Raw genomic sequence first — 18,373 nt, 5'->3', positions numbered from 1 at the left:
TCATTACAGTTTTATAGTTATACCTACGGTTAGTTTCCGGGCTAAAGGATAATTTTTCCCCTCGTCCAAGCCCGTGTTGATATCCACCGTCTCCGGGTCCATGCCCGAATAGTTCGTCAGCGTCAATAAATTTTCACCACTGAAAAACAAACGGACATCCTTGATAAAGCATTTACGCAGAATCATTTTAGGCAACGTATAACCGACAGTTAACGTCTTTAATTTCAAATAATTTACACGTTCCACGTAACGATCCATAATAGGCGACCAGTGGTCATTGTAATTGTTTAATTTCACCATCGGATACGTTGAATTATCCCCCTCTTTTTCCCAAAAGGTTACCCCGTTCAAATCGGCAAATATCGGATACAAGTCGTTCTCTTTACTGATCGAAACGACAGGTAACATATTAATCATATCCCGGCCTAACGAATAAGACCACAACATATTCAAATCGAAATTTTTCCATTTCACCTCGTTCACGATTCCACCGTACAGTTTGGGTAAACTACTACCGATATATACCCCGTCCTCCGGACCGATATAGCAATCTCCGTTTACATCGGCAATCTGCAATTCTCCGGGAGAATAAAACACATCAGAAAAATATTTCTTTTCTAAAGCCCGATAAGTCCCGTCCTGACGGTAAAAATACTTTATATCCCTATCCGACTGAATATAGCCGTTCGTCTTATACCCGACAATATTCCCCACCGGTTTACCGATAATATAGCTCCTTCTCTCTTTCATCATATCGGTCATCTCCATATCTTTCCCGTTATAAGTCTCCAACAATTTATTCCAGTTTTTCGCAAAATTGACCGAGATATTCCAAAAGATCTCATTCTCACGAAGCAAATCATATTTTACCTCTACCTCCATTCCCTCGTTAGACAAAGCTCCGGCGTTACGCCATACACTCCCGAAACCGGCATGACTCCCGGGTATCGGAGTACGACTTAACATTTTATCCGTACGACGATAATAGTAATCGGCAACAACAGACAAACGATAATCAAAAAAATCCATATCCATCCCGAAATCGTATTGAGTCGTTTCTTCCCATCCCAACTTGGGGTTATAATACCCCTCCTGAAGGTCGGGAGTGATGATGGGCTGTCCCTCGTAAGATCCTTGTCCTCCTACCAATAAACCATAGGCCAGATAGGGTTGATTGAATTGATTACCCGATACCCCGTAACTGAAACGAATCTTGGCAAAACTCAACGCACCGAACCACTTCATAAACCGCTCTTCCGAAAAATTCCAAGCTACTGCTACCGAAGGAAAAGTAGCCCAGCGTAAGTCCCGACCGAAAACAGAACTACCGTCCCGACGAAGCGTACCCGTCAACATGTATTTTTCATCCAAAATATAATTGATACGACCGAAATAACTCATCATTTTCTTTTCCGTCAAATCGGACTGGTAATCCTTCATCGGTTCGACATAATATCCCCGATCCGTAGTTCCGGGCCACCCGTGTTGCGTGGCATAATGCACGTAATCGCTCGGACCGTTTTTGGCCGATCCGCCCACGTAATTGTATTGATCATACTGATAGGAATATCCTAACATCATTTCCAACTTGTGCCGTCCGGCAAATTCCCGTTGAAAATTCAATAAGGCCTCATCCAAAACCGTGTATTCGCGAGCCACCTCCCCGTTCGTCATGGATTCTTTCGGATCATTCAACCAGGAAGGAGAAAAAAAGTTCCGGTTGTTTTGCGAATAATCGATAGAGATCGTGTTCGAAATGTTCAATCCCTTCATTACATCCAACTTCAATCCGAATGTCGAACGCAAACGGTAGGTATTATTCTTCTCCTCTTTGCCCTTCAACCCTTTCAAAGCCTCCTCCGTCACCGCACTATTCCCCGGCAAAAGAGTGGATTGCTCCAACGGATCTCCCGGAATCACTTCTACTTCGTTTCCTCCGGAAAAACCGGATTTTCTCACCCCTCTACTCCGGTCCGAATAGGCAAGATAAGCCCGAAAATCGACCGTCAACACCTCTATCGGATTCAAAATAAAATTACCCATTAAATTGACGCGAGAATAACCCGTACCCTTTAAAATCCCTTTTTCATCGTAATATCCCAAACCGACGGAATAAGTCATACGCTCGCTTCCCCCGGTAGTCTGTATATTAGCATTCAACGTTTTAGTCGCTTGAAAATAATACTTATAAAAATTGGTCGAATTATTATAAAACGGATTCAAACTATCCTGCAATTCGCTACCGTTAGCCCCCTTATCGGAAACATAACCGTCCCCCCAAAAACCGTCATACGCCCCTCCTTTATGATAAGCCTCTTCATAGGATGTCGGATAAACCCACATGTTCTTATCGTAATCTTTATAAGCTTTACGCACATTCAACCGTTGTTGTAAACGGAAATAACGTTCCGCTTTACCTCCCGTCTGTTTCGGATACGCGGGCAATACATTGTAGGAGTAAGAAAAATTGACGTCGAAAGTAGCATCCTGATTTTTCCGTCCCTTTTTCGTTGTCACGATGATGACCCCGTTTGCCGCACGAGAACCGTACAAAGAGGTGGCAGAAGCATCTTTCAACACCTGAATAGACTCGATAACCTCCGGATTCAAATCGGCCAATCCGTTTGTTCCGGTCACCGGGGAGGTAAACGAAGGCATCGGTACCCCGTCGACTACCCACAAAGGATTGGAAAACCGGCGGCCGCTTTCCACACTCAACGAATTATACCCCCGAATAGTAATCTGAGTACCACCTCCACCGGGAGCCCCCGTAATATTCGTTACATCCATACCAGCGACTCGTCCCTGCAATAAATTAGCTATACTCGGAGAAGGTATTCCCTTAATATCATCGGCTTTCACAACCGAAATAGACCCCGTAGCGGTCCTTTTCGTGGTCTCCCCGTAAGCCACCACCTGCACCTCGTCCAAAGCAGAAATGTCTTCTTCCAACTTTACGACGATCTGCTTATCTTTTTCGTATTTAAAGGGAACCCGTTTTATTTTAAAACCGATAAACGAAAACACCAAAGTCCCCTTATCAAGGTTTAAAGTCAAGCTGAAACTTCCATCAGCAGCCGTCGCCGTCCCCAACCGGGTGCTATCCAAGACTACAGTTACTCCCGGTAAAGGCTCCCCCTTATCATCAACGACCTTCCCCACAATCTTATAACTTTTTACTTTTACACTATCCTGAGCCGTCCGAAGAAGAGGAGTAGGTCTAATCACCACCATATCATCCAACAAATCAAAAGAGTACGGTAAACCAAACAATATTTTTTCCAAAGCAGTCTTTAAAGTAATATTCTCCTCTTTCAAACTTACCTTGGCCCGACGATCCAATTCTTCTTCATTGTAAATAAAGAGAAAACCGGTTTGTTGTTTCAAGTCTTTAAATACCTGCCTCAAAGTAGCGTTCTCAAAATTCAGCTTCACGTTTTGGGAAGAAACCGAACCAAAAACATTGCAACTTAGTACAATCGTTAAAAATAATGTAATTCTCATGACTAAAAGAGTTTTACTATCCCCTATTCGTCGAAGGAGATAGCGATACTTTCGCTTTTTTTCCATATCTTTGTAAATGGTTCTAATTTTATTCCAAATAAACGGCTTCACTTGTTCATTTGGAACGGGTTAAACATAAGGTGGGAGAATGGTGCACAACATTTCCCACTTTTTTATAGTCAATACTTAATGTGATTTTATAACTATATTTTTACCTGCATATTCAAATTTCACATTCGTCGTTTGTTCTATTATCTCAAGGAAATTAACCAAAGGGGCATACCTTTTCACCCCCCCCGTAAACCGTCGCCCGGCACAATCCTCATCTTCAAACACGAACTGTATGTCATACCAACGGGACAATTGCAAGGTAATCTCGGCCAAAGAGAGATCTTCAAATTCGAACACGCCTTTTGTCCAGGATATATAGCGAGAAGCATCTACCTCCCGAACGGAGATACGGTCTTCTTTCCTATTCCATATAGCCTGTTTACCCGGATCCAGTTCCGCTGACCGCTCTCCCACCCCCACGCTTACCTTCCCGCTCAATAAAGTAGTCACCACCTCTCCCTCATCCGCGTAAGCTTTTACATTGAAAGAAGTCCCCAATACCCGGACCTCCGTCTCTCCAGCATACACGATAAAAGGACGCTTTTCATCTCTTCTCACCTCCAAATATACCTCCCCTTCCATATATACTTCTCTCTTCTCGCCGTTAAATCGGGTCGGGAACCGCAACTCCGACTGGGAATTTAACCATACCCGGGTTCCGTCTGCCAAAGTCAGATGAAATTCTCCGCCCAAAGGAACTCTAATGGTATTGAATGGGGCAGTATTCTCTGCTCCGGACATCCCGTGACTGGCATCCGCAATGCCCTCGTATACCAATGCCGTCGACGAATCCTGATAAATTTCCGTACCGTCTTTCTCTACTACATTTAAGAAACGATCTCTGTTCAACGCGATCTCCTCCCCGCTTGCCATGATCAATGTCGCTTTTAGGTCCCCAGGCTGAATATTAACCGAAAAATTTTCAGGTATCCGCGTAGGGGAAGAAGAAATAAAATAATACATTCCTATTCCCAAAACCCAAAGAACGGAAGCCACGACCGCCATTCTCCGATAAAAAGAAAATGATAAATAACGGGATTTCTGAAGTCTTCCGGAAATCTGCTTCCATGCTTTTTCCTTGTCCAAACGGACTAAAAAAGCAACCTCGCGACTCTCTTTATGAACACGCAAATAACTTTCAAAAACCTTCTGATTTTTGTCATTTTCTCGCATCCATAATTGCAATCGTTCGAAATTTTCCCGGGTAATTTCTCCAAGACAGTAATCCGTTATCCATTTTTGTATTATTCCATCCATTTTATGTTGCTTCTTTCCCTTACATTCCGCATTTAACAAAAACGGGTGAAAGAAAAAAACACTATATTTTCAAAAAAATACATTTCAGGCAAAAAAGGCGAAAATTATACCCATCAATGCCTTAACAACAAAAGGACGATAGCATCCAACTCTTCACGCAATTGTTTCAAAGCTCTTGAATAATGAGTCTTTACCGTATTCATCGAAACAGATAATTTTTGAGCGACCTCTTTATAAGACATATCTTCCAAAACAATAGAGACGAATACCTCTCGACACTTTTCCGGTAATCGGTCAATCTCTTTTTGCAGTCTATGCTGACGTAAACGAATCTCCTCCTCCGATAAATTTTCTAAGCGTTCGGGAAGTGAATTCAAATGATTCTCGATCTCTTCAAAAATAAAACGTCCCGAACGTTCCAAGAACTTCAGTGCAGCCTTTTTTACGGACCCGAACAAATATCCTCGAACGGACCCGACGAAACGGGTGCCTTTTTTATTTTCCCAAAAGGAGATAAAAACATCCTGAACAAGGTCTTCAGCATCCTGAAACGAATCAATATAGCGCAAAACATAAACGGATAAAGCCTGATAATAATTATCAAACATCATCTTTACACACAAGGGATCGCCCTGTTTGAGACTCTTTATTATATCCGTTTCTGCATACACGATTTACGCTCAAAAAGTATACAAAAATATAAAAAAGTTCAAACAAACAATCAATTTTAGAATATACTACTTTTCTTGTTTTTTCGCCTTATAGGTCACTTTGGTTTCCATGGATTGCATGATGGTAGCCTTCACTTCAGAATCGAGCTGACCGTCAATCACTTTTCCTGAAGCTTTTACCTCCATCGGCATTCCGTTGTAGGTATAGGAAAAAGATATATAAAGATTATAAATCGTTTTCCCTTGCTTTATTTCCGATTTCACGGAAACACCTTGAGAACGGTAATTGAATTTTTGACCGTTAGGCAGTACGAAATTCGTCACCTTCACGATAACGCTATCCTTATGAATTCGTATCAGTTCCAGTTTCAATTCCATCTCTTGTTGCATGATCTCCACGAAGGCCGTTCCCTCGTATACTCCTGCAACCGAAGCCGCGTTGTCTTTTTTTTCCTTATCACCCGCGAACAGGCAATTTTCAACCCCAAAAATACTTATTACAATAAAAAGGAATACGCGTACGAATTTCATTATTCAAGCTGTTTAATTCTTAAAAAGGTTTTCTTATTTTAGCCGTTCGAAAATACAAAAAATAATATCAAAAACAATGAAGCGGATACTACTCTTTTGCGGGATTCTTTTTTTACTATCATCAACGGTACATCTCATGACTTCCTGTACGGGGTGCAGCCGAAAAAAAGCAAATGATGTCACCTCCTTGCCGGGAGTGTACAAAGGAGAAGCTACCATCGAATTACCGGACCATATTAAAAGTATGATCAAACCGGCTCCCGACGGGAAAAAATTAATACCGGACGAACCGGTTCCCTGCAAATTAGAAATAACCCGAAACGCGGAAGAGGAAATTTTCATCCAATTAATTGATTTCAAAATGCCCGTAGAAGGAATCAAAATAGAACCGGCAAAATGCCAAATAACCCAAACGGCAGACACGTTCTATTTGGCTGGAAACGGAAACGTCGTTTACGGCAAACAAACCATCGGTTATTCTCCTAACGGAACGATCAAGGAAAACGAAATGGACTTGAAGATAACGGTAAGTATCATTCCTATGATATTGGAAGTTCAAATCCTTTTTAAAGGAAAAAAATAATCTACCGGAAAAGCGGAAAAAATCTTATTTTTGTACCCGCAATTTGAAGTATAAATTAAACTGACTTTTATAAATGAAAAAAATAACTTTTATGGCTGCAATTATTCTCGTTATGGCCTCTTGCGGTAAAAGCGATCAAAATCCCTTATTAATGGCTTTCGATACCCCGCACCAGACCCCTCCGTTCGATAAAATAAAAGCGGAACACTACGAACCGGCTTTTGACATAGCTATTGAAGAGGCCCAAAAGGAGGTTACCCTGATTGCCACCTCCAAGGAGCCCCCCACATTCGAAAATACCGTTGTGGCCCTCGATAACAGCGGCGAGCGTTTAGAGTATATTTCAAATATTTTTTTCAACTTGAATTCTGCCATGACCGACAGCCTGATGCAAGATATAGCACAAAAGGTTTCTCCCAAGTTAACGGCACACGGTCACGAAATATACATGAATCAAGAACTTTTCAACCGGATCAAACAAGTTTACGAGCAAAAAGAAAAACTGAATCTGAACCAGGAACAGAATGCATTACTGGAGAAGACATGGAGAGCCTTTATCAAAGGAGGTGCCAATTTGGAAGGTCCTGACAAAGAACGATTCAAAGAGGTTTCCATAGAACTCTCCAAATTAAGTCTGACCTTCGATAAAAACGAACTGGCGGAAACCAATGCCTTCGAGTTACACGTGACCACAGAAGAAGAACTGTCCGGATTGCCGGAAGGAGTAAAAGAGATGGCCGCAATGACAGCCAAACAAAAGGGCAAGGAAGGCTGGGTTTTCACGCTCCATTATCCCAGTTTCGCTCCTTTCATGAAATACGCCGATAACCGGAAATTAAGAGAACAAATGTATCGGGCAAACTCTTCCAGAGGAAACCGCGAAAACGAATACAATAATGAAGAAATTATAAAAAAGATCACCGCCCTGAGATTGGAACTGGCTCAAATCATGGGATATAAAAATTATGCAGAATACGCTCTCACGGATCGCATGGCCAATACACCGGAGATCGTGAACAGTTTTATTGAAGAATTACATAAAGCATCCCATCCTGCCTCTTTAAAAGATAAAGAAGAGGTAGAGGAGTATGCTCGCAAATCTGGTCTAAAAGGAGAACTACAACGCTGGGACTGGGCCTATTATTCTAATAAGCTCATGCAAGAAAGATATGCCCTTGATGATGAAATGTTGAAACCTTACTTCAAACTGGAAAACGTACAATCCGGCATATTCGATTTAGCCAACCAATTATATGGAATTTCCTTCAAAGAGGTTCACGATATTCCGTTGTATCATGAAGAGGTGAAAACATTCGAGGTTTACGATGCAGACAGTACCTATTTAGGTGTACTTTATTTGGATTTCTTTCCGAGAGAAAGTAAAGGCGGCGGTGCATGGATGACCGAATTCAGAGGACAAAAAATAAAAGACGGCAAGGATTCCCGCCCGTTGATTTCCATGGTAATGAATTTTACCAAACCGACAGAGACGAAACCTTCACTCCTGTCTTTTAATGAAGTAACCACATTCTTACACGAATTCGGACACGCGATGCACGGCATGTTATCCCGATGTACTTACGGCTCAACCTCCGGGACAAATGTATATCGAGATTTCGTGGAGTTGCCTTCCCAGATCATGGAGAACTGGGCATTGGAAAAAGAGTGGCTGGATACCTGGGCCGTACATTACCAAACCGGAGAAAAACTGCCTCAAGAATACATAGACAAAATCAAGAAGTCAGCTAACTTCCAAAGCGGATATGCCAGCGACCGGCAATTAAGTTTCGCTATGGTGGATATGGCGTGGCATACCATTACCCAACCGGTGACGGAACCTTTGATCGAGTTCGAGAATAGGGCTATGGGTAGAACGGAGATCATGCCAGCAGTAAAAGGAAGTGCCTTTTCAACAGCCTTCGGGCATATCTTCGCAGGAGGATATGCTGCCGGATATTACGGTTACAAATGGGCGGAAGTCCTGGATGCTGACGCTTTTTCCGTTTTCAAGAAAAACGGAATCTTCGATAAGGAAACGGCAACTTCTTTCCGCAAAAACATTTTAGAAAAAGGAAGCTCGGAAAATCCCATGATTCTCTACAAACGTTTCCGCGGTCAGGAACCTACGGTCGATGCTCTTCTTGAACGAAGCGGCTTGAAATAACATTCGGCCCTATTCCAAAAACAAAAAATAGTTAACATCTTCATTAAATTCCGGATGTTAATTATTTTTTTGTAAAATCATTTCAACGTAGAAAAATTCCCCAACACCGTGGAAAAACGCCTCAAGATTTTGGCCGGACATTAAACAATTTCCATCCGGGGCACGTAAAACACATCGCTGATAACCAATCGAATACAATTAATATTATCGAATTATCCAAAAATAGCATGCCATTTTCATAGGAATGGACATCGTGTACGAAATTAAAACAAAAAAGTATGAATAGATTATGTGAAGTCCTTATTATTTTTTTGCTTGTATCTTTAGTCGGATGTAAAAAAAATCAGGAACCGGAAAGACAAGTTGTAACCGTGGAAAAAGTCGGTGTTGATGATGTTGAGATATATGGTGAATACGTGGGAAGAATTCGAGCCAAACGTTTCGTGGAAGTTAGGGCCAGAGTAGAAGGTTATCTCGAACAAATGTTATTCGAAGAAGGAAAAAGAGTACATAAAAACCAACCTCTGTTCCGGATCAACAGCGATTTATATAAAGCAAGAGTGGATAAAGCAAAAGCTCAACTAAAAAAAGACAACGCCCAAAAAGCCAAATCGGACCGGGATGTCGAACGTCTTCAACCTTTATACGCTCAAAAAGCCGCCAGTCAATTGGATTTGGATAACGCAAAAGCCGCTTCGGAAAGCGCAGAAGCCAACGTTGCCATGAGCAAGGCCGATCTGGCTCAAGCCGAATTGGAATTAAGCTACACGACCGTGAAGTCCCCTATCGACGGCTACATTAGCGAACGCTATGTGGATATAGGGACATTGGTAGGTCCGGGTTCCAAATCGCTTTTAGCCACGATCGTGGAGAGTGACGAGGTGCTTGTTGACTTCAGTTTGACCGCGTTGGACTACTTACGTAGCCAGCAGCGTAATGTCCGCTTAGGAGAAAAAGACGCTAACCGCTCCTGGCAGCCTAACGTCACGATAACCCTGGCGGATAACTCCGTTTATCCCATAAAGGGAGTCGTTGACTTCGCGGAACCGCAGGTTGATCCTCAAACCGGAACGTTCGGGGTACGGGCCGAACTTCCGAATCCGAATCGTATCCTGTTACCCGGACAATTTACCAAAGTAAAACTGTTGCTCGATGTACGGGAGCATGCCATCGTCGTTCCCACGAAAGCCGTCGTAACTGAAAAAGGAGGTGCTTATATCTATGTCGTACGACGAGACAGTACGGCAGAAAAACGTTTCATCGAATTAGGTCCGGAATTTGAAAATCAGGTCGTCGTAGAACGGGGATTGGGAGAAGGAGAACTTATCGTGGTGGAAGGTTTCCATAAATTAACCCCGGGAAGTCTCGTGCTTCCAGTCGTTGCCACTAAAGAAGAGGAGGAAAAAAGCTTATGAAATTAACCTTTTTTATCGATAGGCCGATCTTCTCGGCCGTTCTCTCTATCGTAATCGTGATCATAGGTTTTATCGGTTTATTCCTTCTTCCTGTCGATCAATACCCGCAAATCACCCCTCCGGTAGTAAAAATATCGGCTTCCTATCCGGGAGCCAGTGCCCTTACGGTTTCTCAGGCCGTGGCCACACCCATTGAACAAGAGTTAAACGGAACCCCGGGAATGCTTTACATGGAATCGAGTAGTTCCAACTCCGGTGGTCTCTCTATCGACGTAACTTTCGACATCTCGGCCGATGCAGAACTCGCTGCCGTGGATATTCAGAATCGGGTTAAATTAGCGGAATCGCGTCTTCCGGCCGAAGTAATACAAAACGGCATTAAAGTAGAGAAACAGTCATCCAGTCAGTTGATGACCTTGTGCCTCACCTCATCCGACACTCGTTTTGATGAAATTTATCTGAGTAATTTCGCCACGATCAACGTATTGGATATCCTTCGACGGATACCGGGAGTGGGACGGGTTTCCAATATCGGAAGCCGATACTACGCCATGTGTATCTGGGTACTTCCCGACCGAATGGCAAACTTCGGACTAACGGTCAAAGACCTCCAAAATGTACTGAAAGATCAAAACCGGGAATCCGCCGCCGGAGTTTTAGGTCAACAACCGATCTCCGGATCGGATCTGACCATCCCTATTTCCGCCCCGGGACGTCTCTCCAGCATTAATGAATTTGAAGAAATTGTCGTTCGCGCCAATCCGGACGGTTCCATAATCCGCTTACGCGACGTGGCCAGGGTTTCGTTGGAAGCGGGATCCTATTCCACGGAAAGCGGTATAAACGGGGAGAATGCCGCCGTATTGGGCATATACATGCTTCCGGGAGCCAATGCCATAGAAGTAGCCGATAACGTGAAAGAAGCCATGGAAGAGATCAGCAAAAACTTCCCGGAAGGATTAAGTTACTCTATTCCTTTCGACATCACCACTTACATATCGGAATCAATACATGAAGTTTACAAAACACTTTTCGAGGCCCTCTTTTTAGTTATCATGGTGGTTTTTCTTTCTTTGCAAAACTGGAGAGCCTCCGTCATCCCGTTACTTGCGGTTCCCGTCTCTTTAATAGGTACTTTCGGTGTTATGCTCATGATGGGATTCTCCCTGAACATGTTGACATTACTCGGATTAGTACTGGCTATCGGCATTGTTGTGGATGATGCCATTGTCGTCGTAGAAGGTGTCGAACGCCTTATGGAAGAAGGACTCTCCCCCTACCAAGCCACCTGCAAGGCAATGAAAGAATTAACCGGCGCTTTGATCGCGACCTCATTGGTTTTGGCAGCCGTTTTCATTCCGGTCAGTTTTCTTCCGGGGATCACGGGAATGCTTTACCGCCAATTTGCCATAACAATAGTCGTCTCCGTATTGATCTCTACATTGGTAGCCCTGACTCTGAGTCCGGCCATGTGTGCCATCATGCTTCGACCGAATAAACATGAGAAAAATTTTATTTTCCGCAAAATCAACGAATGGTTGGCAAGAGGCAACAATTTTTACATTCGGACTTTATATAAAGCCGTAAATTGCCCCCGCCGAATCATTGCCGGATTCGGCATGATCCTTATACTCATATTCGTGTTGAACCGGTTTATTCCGAGCAGTTTCTTACCCGAAGAGGATCAGGGATATTTTAAAGTCGAATTGGCTCTACCAGAAGGGGCAAGTCTTGAACGTACCCGTATCGTAACGGAAAGAGCCGTAGAATTTCTGAAAAAACATCCGGCTGTCGAGTATGTACAAAATGTGACGGGAACCAGTCCGAGGATCGGAACGGCACAATCCAGAGCAGAATTGACCGTCATACTTAAATCATGGAAGGAAAGAAAAAGAGGTGACTTATCATTGGAGAAAGTCATGGAGGAGGTACGTTCCGAATTTTCCAATTACCCGGAAGCACAGGTATTTTTATCCACACCTCCCGTGATCCCAGGATTAGGAGCCTCCGGAGGTTTTGAAATGCAAATAGAGGCACGCAACGGAGCCACATTCGAAAATCTCGTGGAAGCCGTCGACACGTTAATGAAATACGCTTCCCGTTCCCGGGCCATTACAGGAATATCCTCCTCATTACAAGCCGAGATTCCACAATTGTATTTCGATGTAGACCGTGATAAAGCCCAATTATTGGGCATTCCGCTGGCCGACATATTTTCAACGATGAAAGCTTACACGGGATCGGTTTACGTGAACGACTTCAATATGTTCAACCGGGTATATAAAGTCTACATTCAAGCAGAATCCCCGTACCGTAAATACAAAGATAACCTGAATCTGTTTTTTGTTAAAACGGCCAAAGGAAACATGGTTCCCCTGACGGCATTGGGGTCAGCCGAATACACGACCGGACCGGGAAGCATCAAAAGATTCAATATGTTCTCTACCGCCGTGATTCGGGGCTCTGCCGCACCGGGATACAGTTCCGGACAAGCCATGAACACCATAGAAAAAATAGCCCGGACCCGTTTACCCGAAAATATGGGTATCGAATGGAGCGGTCTTTCCTTCCAGGAGAAAAAAGCAGAAGGACAAACCGGACTCGTCATGATTCTGGTATTTACCTTCGTATTTTTGTTCTTAGCCGCTCTATACGAAAGCTGGCTCGTGCCTGTCTCCGTGTTACTATCCCTTCCGGTTGCCGCTTTCGGAGCTTATTTAGGGATATGGGTTTTCGGATTGGAAAACGATATTTATTTCCAAATCGGATTAGTTACCCTTATTGGTCTGGCCGCCAAAAACGCCATTTTAATCGTGGAGTTTGCCAAAATAGAAGTCGACCGGGGTATCGATGCCGTACAAGCGGCTGTTACAGCCGCAAGGGCCCGGTTCCGTCCTATTTTAATGACCTCACTGGCTTTTGTTTTAGGTATGCTTCCTCTCGTAATAGCAAGCGGTCCGGGATCTGCCAGCCGTCATTCTATCGGCACGGGAGTATTTTTCGGTATGATCGTCGCAATCACGCTCGGAATTATTCTGGTCCCCTTCTTCTTCATCATGATCTATAAACTGAAGCAGAAAAAACATCGCAGGGTGCCAAACGAAATTTCAAACTGAAATAAATTCGACACCCACTTTAAAGTTATGTAAGACTATGAAACACTATAAGCTCATAAGCATCGGACTACTGACAGGAGTTCTTCTTACCTCCTGTAAATTAGGACAAAAATATACCCGTCCCGAATTAAATCTCCCGCAAGCGATTCTTGCCGGAGGCAAAGACACCCTTTCCGTCCAACATATCAAATGGTGGGAACTGTATAGGGATACCGTATTGCAGGGATTGATAAAAACGACGTTGGAACACAACAAAGATATGTTGATTGCCGCTGCCCGGATCAAGGAAAGCAAAGCTTACCAACGGATCAGCAAGGCCGATTTATTTCCACAAATCGAAGGACAAATCGGTGGAGAGAGAGAGTATGACGCAACCCCGGAGAATACCTTCGAGGCTAAATTAAACCTCACCTGGGAAGTTGATCTATGGGGTAAACTGCGCTGGGCCACACAAGAAAGCTTAGCCGCTTATCTGCAAACGGTAGAAGGCAAACGAGCCTTGCAAATGACACTGATCGCACAAGTCGCACAAGCTTATTTTGAACTCAGAGCACTGGATCAAGAACTAAGTATTGTACGACAAACATTCAAGGCACGGGAAGAAAGCGTATATTTAGCTAAACTCCGTTTCGAAGGAGGGTTGACATCCGAGACCTCTTACAGACAAGCACAGGTGGAATTGGCTAAAACCAAAACCTTGATTCCGGATTTGGAACGCAAAATAAAATTAAAAGAAAACGAAATCTCTTTACTTACCGGACACTACCCGGGACAAATCCCTCGCGGACAAGATATCGTAAATCAAGCTCTACCCCCGTCATTACCCGTTGGTTTACCCTCCACATTATTGGAACGCCGCCCGGATCTCCGGCAAGCTGAACTAAAGCTAAAGGCAGCAAATGCCAAAGTCGGCATTGCCTACACGAACTTATTCCCTAATTTCAAACTAACCGGGGTATACGGCCTGGAGAATAATGAACTCAGTCATTTTTTGAAAGCACCCTATTGGTATATAGGAGGCGAATTACTCGAACCTTTATTCGCCATGGGTAAACACAGGGCCAAACTGAAAGCGGCAAAGGCTGCCTACGAACAGGAAGTATACGCCTATCAAAAAAGCGTGTTGACCGCTTTTAAAGAGGTTGACAACGCCCTGACTTCCTACCAGAAAATAAAAGAGATACGAGAATCACGTTTACATTTGGAAGAAGCTGCTCACTCCTATATGGATTTGGCAACCCTTCAATACATTAACGGTGTAATCAGTTACTTAGACGTATTGGACGCACAACGTGGCTATTTTGACGCTCAAATCAGCCTGAATAACGCCATCCGGGACGAATTACTTTCGGTAGTCTATTTATACCTTGCCCTCGGCGGCGGATGGTAAAACTAAAAAAGCCGGATAAAAAATCCGGCTTTTTTTATATGAAAAAACTTTTATCGTTGCAATGGATAAGTCAATACAGGCGCTTTCTCGGCCTTAACAGGCAATTTACCGATCTCGACATCTTCAATTAAAATTGCAGAAGGATAAATCAAAGAAGATAAAACATCATTGTTCAAAATGTAATTGGAGACATTTTCTTTGTTTGAGATCTCCAATACACGCTTAATCTTAGGTAAAGTAATCGCAGAAATATCAGCCGTACGGGTCAATGTTTCGCTACCATCTTTTACATTCACCCGATAAAGCAAAGATCCGATACCACTTATACGACGAACGATGTAAGCATAATCCAACCCTTCTTCCTTCGCGGCTTTAATTAAGGCTTTTTTCATCTTCTCCGGCTTAATCCCTTTATCCACTTGGATATGAATCGTACCGGGAGCAGTCACGTAAGCAATTCCGCTATACACGAACCGGGAACTACCGGTAGAGTGCGGAGCCTTCGATGTAGGTACACAACCGTTCAACATTCCCCGAAGAATACCATGCTCTACTAAAGTCATCTCTTTTTCCGGAACAACTCCCTCTGCATCGATCTCATAAGCACCGATCAAAGAAACTCCGTTGTATTTATCCAATGTGCTGTAATTTTTTACAGTCAAACGAGAATCTATGATCTTCTTCCCCATTCGGTCGTCTAATGTCTTTACTTGTTGAACACGGTCTGAATTAGGCTTTCGATAAGCAAACAGACCTTGTTTATTCAACAGATTACGAGTGAAGATCGAAGAAGCGGCACCGTCCTCAAATAATACCGGACCGGAATAATACTCTTCAACTTTAGGAGCATCTTTCAATTTAACCAGATTCTCCGCAAATTTCGTTACATTTTTCTTCAATTCCTCAATGGAAGGTAAATCCTCCGGGGTTTTTACCAAAACAGAATAAGTATCCGTAATCTTCTCGCCTTCCGGAGTCGTTACGGTTCCCTGTGCAAAAAGATTCACAAAACGAGAAGGTTGCTTCACGGAAACCCCATCCGTCGTTTGGCGATACAACTCCATATCTATACCACTTACCACAACCCGTGTATTGTATATCTCCTTGTAATTTTTAAAAATAACGGACAATTCTTTTACAATCTCTTCCAACTTAGAACGATCGATCGTATAAGGCTCCTTGGGTTCCACGATCCTTACGATAGGTTCTACTTTTTCCAAATCAGCCAATTGAGCTTCTTCAGTAGATTGTGGATTAGCTTTCAAATAAGCATCCTTGGCAGATGCCGATTGCAGGGCAAACTTATACATGACATCGGTTGCCAACCAAAAACCTCTCCGGACACCCAAATAATCCATCTCTTCGGGGATAGACGCCTCTGCATATTGTCCCACGTACATGGCATCACTCGTGTGATTATAATCACCCAACATCAACTGGACTCCCCCTGTCGTATTCCCATTCGACACGTAGGAGTTTACTACCCCTCCCAATACCCCCACTATTTCAAACTGACGATAATGTCCCAACGCGTAAGACAGGAAAAAAGGTCTTTGCATATTCGGCAAAACAATTTCTTCTTTATTCCGCTCGATCTCATCTTGCATAGCTTTGAAAACTACCTTATCGGAATCACTTTGTGCCGATACCGGAGCAACCAGCAAAAAAAGCAAAAATACAGCTAATATATATCTCATCTTATTTTAGATTTACGATTTTAGACTTTAAACCAAAGTATAATGACTTTTATTTCTTGTTTTCACTCGGAGCCTGCAGAATGGGAGGCAATTGCCGAGACTTTTCTCTCCGTTGCGTTTCAATCTTATTAACGAAAATCATGGGAGAACTCGCCGTTACGGGTACCCATCCGGACTCAGCGCCACACATTCCCGTGAAAACGCTCGGCTGATCTCCACCGGCTACGATATTGGAAAACATAGACAAGGGTGTACCGATCAGGTCTACCCCCCGAACCAACTCGTCCGGGCGACCGTCCACGTAAACACGGTATACCTCCAACGGAGTTACATTAAAGGAGTTCAAACTTCCCCCCTCTCCCGTATAAGTAAAACCACTCGTTACCTCTTTGAAATAATATCCGTATTCTTTTCCTTGTTTCTTAGCTTCCTCTATCAACATCTGGCGTAATTGAGCCTCAGTCCGGGGATTCGTCGTTTCCACAACCAAATTGGCCTGACGGGATACGGGATCCCCTCCTCCGGCAGTACGTCCGTGAGCATTGCTATGAGGGAATCCCTCCAAAGGAACCCGACTCATCAAAAACTCTTTCAATACTCCGTTCGTAACGACATCCACCCGACGGGCTTTAACTCCCTCGTCATCATACAGATAAAAACCGTTCATATAATCTCCTGCATATTGTCTCAGCGTGGGATCCGAATACACCTGGAAATCAACCGGCAAAACTTGCTCGCCTACCATTTTCTTAAAAGTTTGTCCGCCGCTCTTCATCCGATGACCTTCCAAACGATGTCCAAAGATTTCGTGAAAAAATACACCGCTGGCAGGCCCTGAAAGGATGGCCGGTCCCGTATAAGGATCAACAACCGGAGCCGTCCGCAAAATACTCAATCTTTTTACCATATCTTTCGCATCCGCAATCAAACGCTCGTTGGAAGGAAGATCTTTCAGCTCATAAGCAAAATAAGAAAGATTCAACGGTAAATCCATCCCGTCTTCGGCTTTCATGGAAGCAGAAATGATAATACGAGCGTACGTACGGTTCTGCACGACTTCCGTACCCTCTGTATTCACAAAATAAGTACGCAATACCCGGAAACTCAAGCTGGCCTGTCCCTCCTGCAATAAAGAAGACTCTTTAAATATAGAAGAAACCTCGTTCAAACGCTTTTCCCAGGCTTTTACATCAATAGCTTGCTTTTCTGCCGGAATCGGCGCTTCATAATATTTTTCCACTGGAGTGGAAGAAAAGCAAGGGGCTTTATCCTCGTTATCCACACTTACCGTACTTTGTGTTTTTGCCTTCTCGTACATATCAAGGGCAAAATTGTAACGCTTTATAACCTCCGACCAAATAGCCTGCCTTATACCGTCCTCTCCGTTTTCATCTTCCAAAGGAAGTAACGACCCCCGGTAATTTCTTCTTTGATCCGGTGCCGTTCCCATGTAATTATATTTAAAATTATCCAGTAACGTATCACCTAAACGGATCTGAGGTACCAACATACGGGTACGATAGTCTTGAACCGACATGGTCGCCCCGAAAGAGCTGGATATATTCACATTTCTATCATCCAAAACACGGAAATTCATGTGATAAGGAGGAAATTCCTGTTTCTGCAACTCTTTCATATCATACGCTAACTCTTGCTTCAAAAGTTGCAGTAACTTATCCTGTTCCTGCCCGAAAGCACCCGGCAAAAACAACAGAAAAAGAAATAAGCTTAAAATAACCAATCTACATTTTCTCATTTGTGTAAATTTAAGTGAATAAATAAATTTATAAGGTTACGCACAAACCTCGTAACAAATATAGCAAGATAAATCTAAGAATAAATAAATTGATATTTTAAAATTATGTTATAATAAACCTAAAATACCGGGGGAGATACCCTCCTCGAAGTGATAATCAATACCTATAAACGCATTA

11 protein-coding genes are annotated in these 18,373 nt (G+C 43.2%); 5 read left to right on the top strand and 6 right to left on the bottom strand.

The genetic code is table 11. From position 1 onward, the window contains the following. Positions 1 to 3: 3 nt before the first annotated feature. From NVS78_RS06455 to NVS78_RS06440, 4 genes are all read right to left on the bottom strand, one after another. Entirely contained in the window at positions 4 to 3,504 is a 3,501-nt protein-coding gene (locus NVS78_RS06455) for a SusC/RagA family TonB-linked outer membrane protein (protein WP_286358419.1), read from the bottom strand. Between the two features lie 186 nt (positions 3,505 to 3,690). Then, entirely contained in the window at positions 3,691 to 4,872 is a 1,182-nt protein-coding gene (locus NVS78_RS06450) for a FecR family protein (protein ID WP_286358418.1), read from the bottom strand. A gap of 113 nt (positions 4,873 to 4,985) precedes the next feature. After that, positions 4,986 to 5,543: an RNA polymerase sigma factor gene (locus NVS78_RS06445; protein ID WP_286137594.1), complete on the bottom strand. Its 558-nt coding sequence runs from the start codon at positions 5,541 to 5,543 to the stop codon at positions 4,986 to 4,988. A gap of 66 nt (positions 5,544 to 5,609) precedes the next feature. Further along, positions 5,610 to 6,074, bottom strand: a complete 465-nt coding sequence (locus tag NVS78_RS06440; RefSeq protein WP_286358417.1) for a hypothetical protein — start codon at positions 6,072 to 6,074, stop codon at positions 5,610 to 5,612. 76 nt (positions 6,075 to 6,150) lie between these two features. On the opposite strand from NVS78_RS06440, the gene NVS78_RS06435 reads away from it, so the two are divergent. The 5 genes from NVS78_RS06435 (at position 6,151) to NVS78_RS06415 (ending at position 14,742) form a co-directional block, all read left to right on the top strand. Further along, positions 6,151 to 6,657, top strand: a complete 507-nt coding sequence (locus NVS78_RS06435; RefSeq protein ID WP_059026259.1) for a calycin-like domain-containing protein — start codon at positions 6,151 to 6,153, stop codon at positions 6,655 to 6,657. A gap of 91 nt (positions 6,658 to 6,748) precedes the next feature. Then, complete coding sequence (locus NVS78_RS06430; RefSeq protein WP_286358416.1) at positions 6,749 to 8,821, top strand: M3 family metallopeptidase; 2,073 nt, start codon at positions 6,749 to 6,751, stop codon at positions 8,819 to 8,821. A gap of 278 nt (positions 8,822 to 9,099) precedes the next feature. Continuing rightward, positions 9,100 to 10,236, top strand: coding sequence for an efflux RND transporter periplasmic adaptor subunit (locus NVS78_RS06425; RefSeq protein ID WP_041505145.1), 1,137 nt, complete (start codon positions 9,100 to 9,102; stop codon positions 10,234 to 10,236). After that, entirely contained in the window at positions 10,233 to 13,352 is a 3,120-nt protein-coding gene (locus tag NVS78_RS06420) for an efflux RND transporter permease subunit (RefSeq protein WP_286358415.1), read from the top strand. Before NVS78_RS06425 ends, NVS78_RS06420 begins: the two co-directional genes overlap by 4 nt. A 37-nt stretch (positions 13,353 to 13,389) precedes the next feature. Further along, on the top strand, positions 13,390 to 14,742 hold the full coding sequence (locus tag NVS78_RS06415; RefSeq protein ID WP_286358414.1) for an efflux transporter outer membrane subunit: 1,353 nt from the start codon (positions 13,390 to 13,392) through the stop codon (positions 14,740 to 14,742). Between the two features lie 50 nt (positions 14,743 to 14,792). On the opposite strand, the gene NVS78_RS06410 is transcribed toward NVS78_RS06415, so the two are convergent. Continuing rightward, entirely contained in the window at positions 14,793 to 16,439 is a 1,647-nt protein-coding gene (locus NVS78_RS06410) for a metallopeptidase TldD-related protein (protein WP_286358413.1), read from the bottom strand. A 49-nt stretch (positions 16,440 to 16,488) separates the two neighbouring features. Then, positions 16,489 to 18,195: a TldD/PmbA family protein gene (locus NVS78_RS06405; protein WP_286358412.1), complete on the bottom strand. Its 1,707-nt coding sequence runs from the start codon at positions 18,193 to 18,195 to the stop codon at positions 16,489 to 16,491. Positions 18,196 to 18,373 lie beyond the last annotated feature (178 nt).

The organism is Gabonibacter chumensis (assembly GCF_024741215.1).
GTDB lineage: Bacteria > Bacteroidota > Bacteroidia > Bacteroidales > Marinifilaceae > Gabonibacter > Gabonibacter massiliensis.
This window is presented reverse-complemented; position numbering and strand designations above follow the sequence as displayed.

What these genes read in the sequence shown, in the direction of transcription:
- NVS78_RS06455 (WP_286358419.1), bottom strand. Translation starts at nt 3,504, where the DNA reads ATGAGAATTACATTATTTTTAACGATTGTACTAAGTTGCAATGTTTTT.
- NVS78_RS06450 (WP_286358418.1), bottom strand. Translation starts at nt 4,872, where the DNA reads ATGGATGGAATAATACAAAAATGGATAACGGATTACTGTCTTGGAGAA.
- NVS78_RS06440 (WP_286358417.1), bottom strand. Translation starts at nt 6,074, where the DNA reads ATGAAATTCGTACGCGTATTCCTTTTTATTGTAATAAGTATTTTTGGG.
- NVS78_RS06435 (WP_059026259.1), top strand. Translation starts at nt 6,151, where the DNA reads ATGAAGCGGATACTACTCTTTTGCGGGATTCTTTTTTTACTATCATCA.
- NVS78_RS06430 (WP_286358416.1), top strand. Translation starts at nt 6,749, where the DNA reads ATGGCTGCAATTATTCTCGTTATGGCCTCTTGCGGTAAAAGCGATCAA.
- NVS78_RS06425 (WP_041505145.1), top strand. Translation starts at nt 9,100, where the DNA reads ATGAATAGATTATGTGAAGTCCTTATTATTTTTTTGCTTGTATCTTTA.
- NVS78_RS06420 (WP_286358415.1), top strand. Translation starts at nt 10,233, where the DNA reads ATGAAATTAACCTTTTTTATCGATAGGCCGATCTTCTCGGCCGTTCTC.
- NVS78_RS06415 (WP_286358414.1), top strand. Translation starts at nt 13,390, where the DNA reads ATGAAACACTATAAGCTCATAAGCATCGGACTACTGACAGGAGTTCTT.
- NVS78_RS06410 (WP_286358413.1), bottom strand. Translation starts at nt 16,439, where the DNA reads ATGAGATATATATTAGCTGTATTTTTGCTTTTTTTGCTGGTTGCTCCG.
- NVS78_RS06405 (WP_286358412.1), bottom strand. Translation starts at nt 18,195, where the DNA reads ATGAGAAAATGTAGATTGGTTATTTTAAGCTTATTTCTTTTTCTGTTG.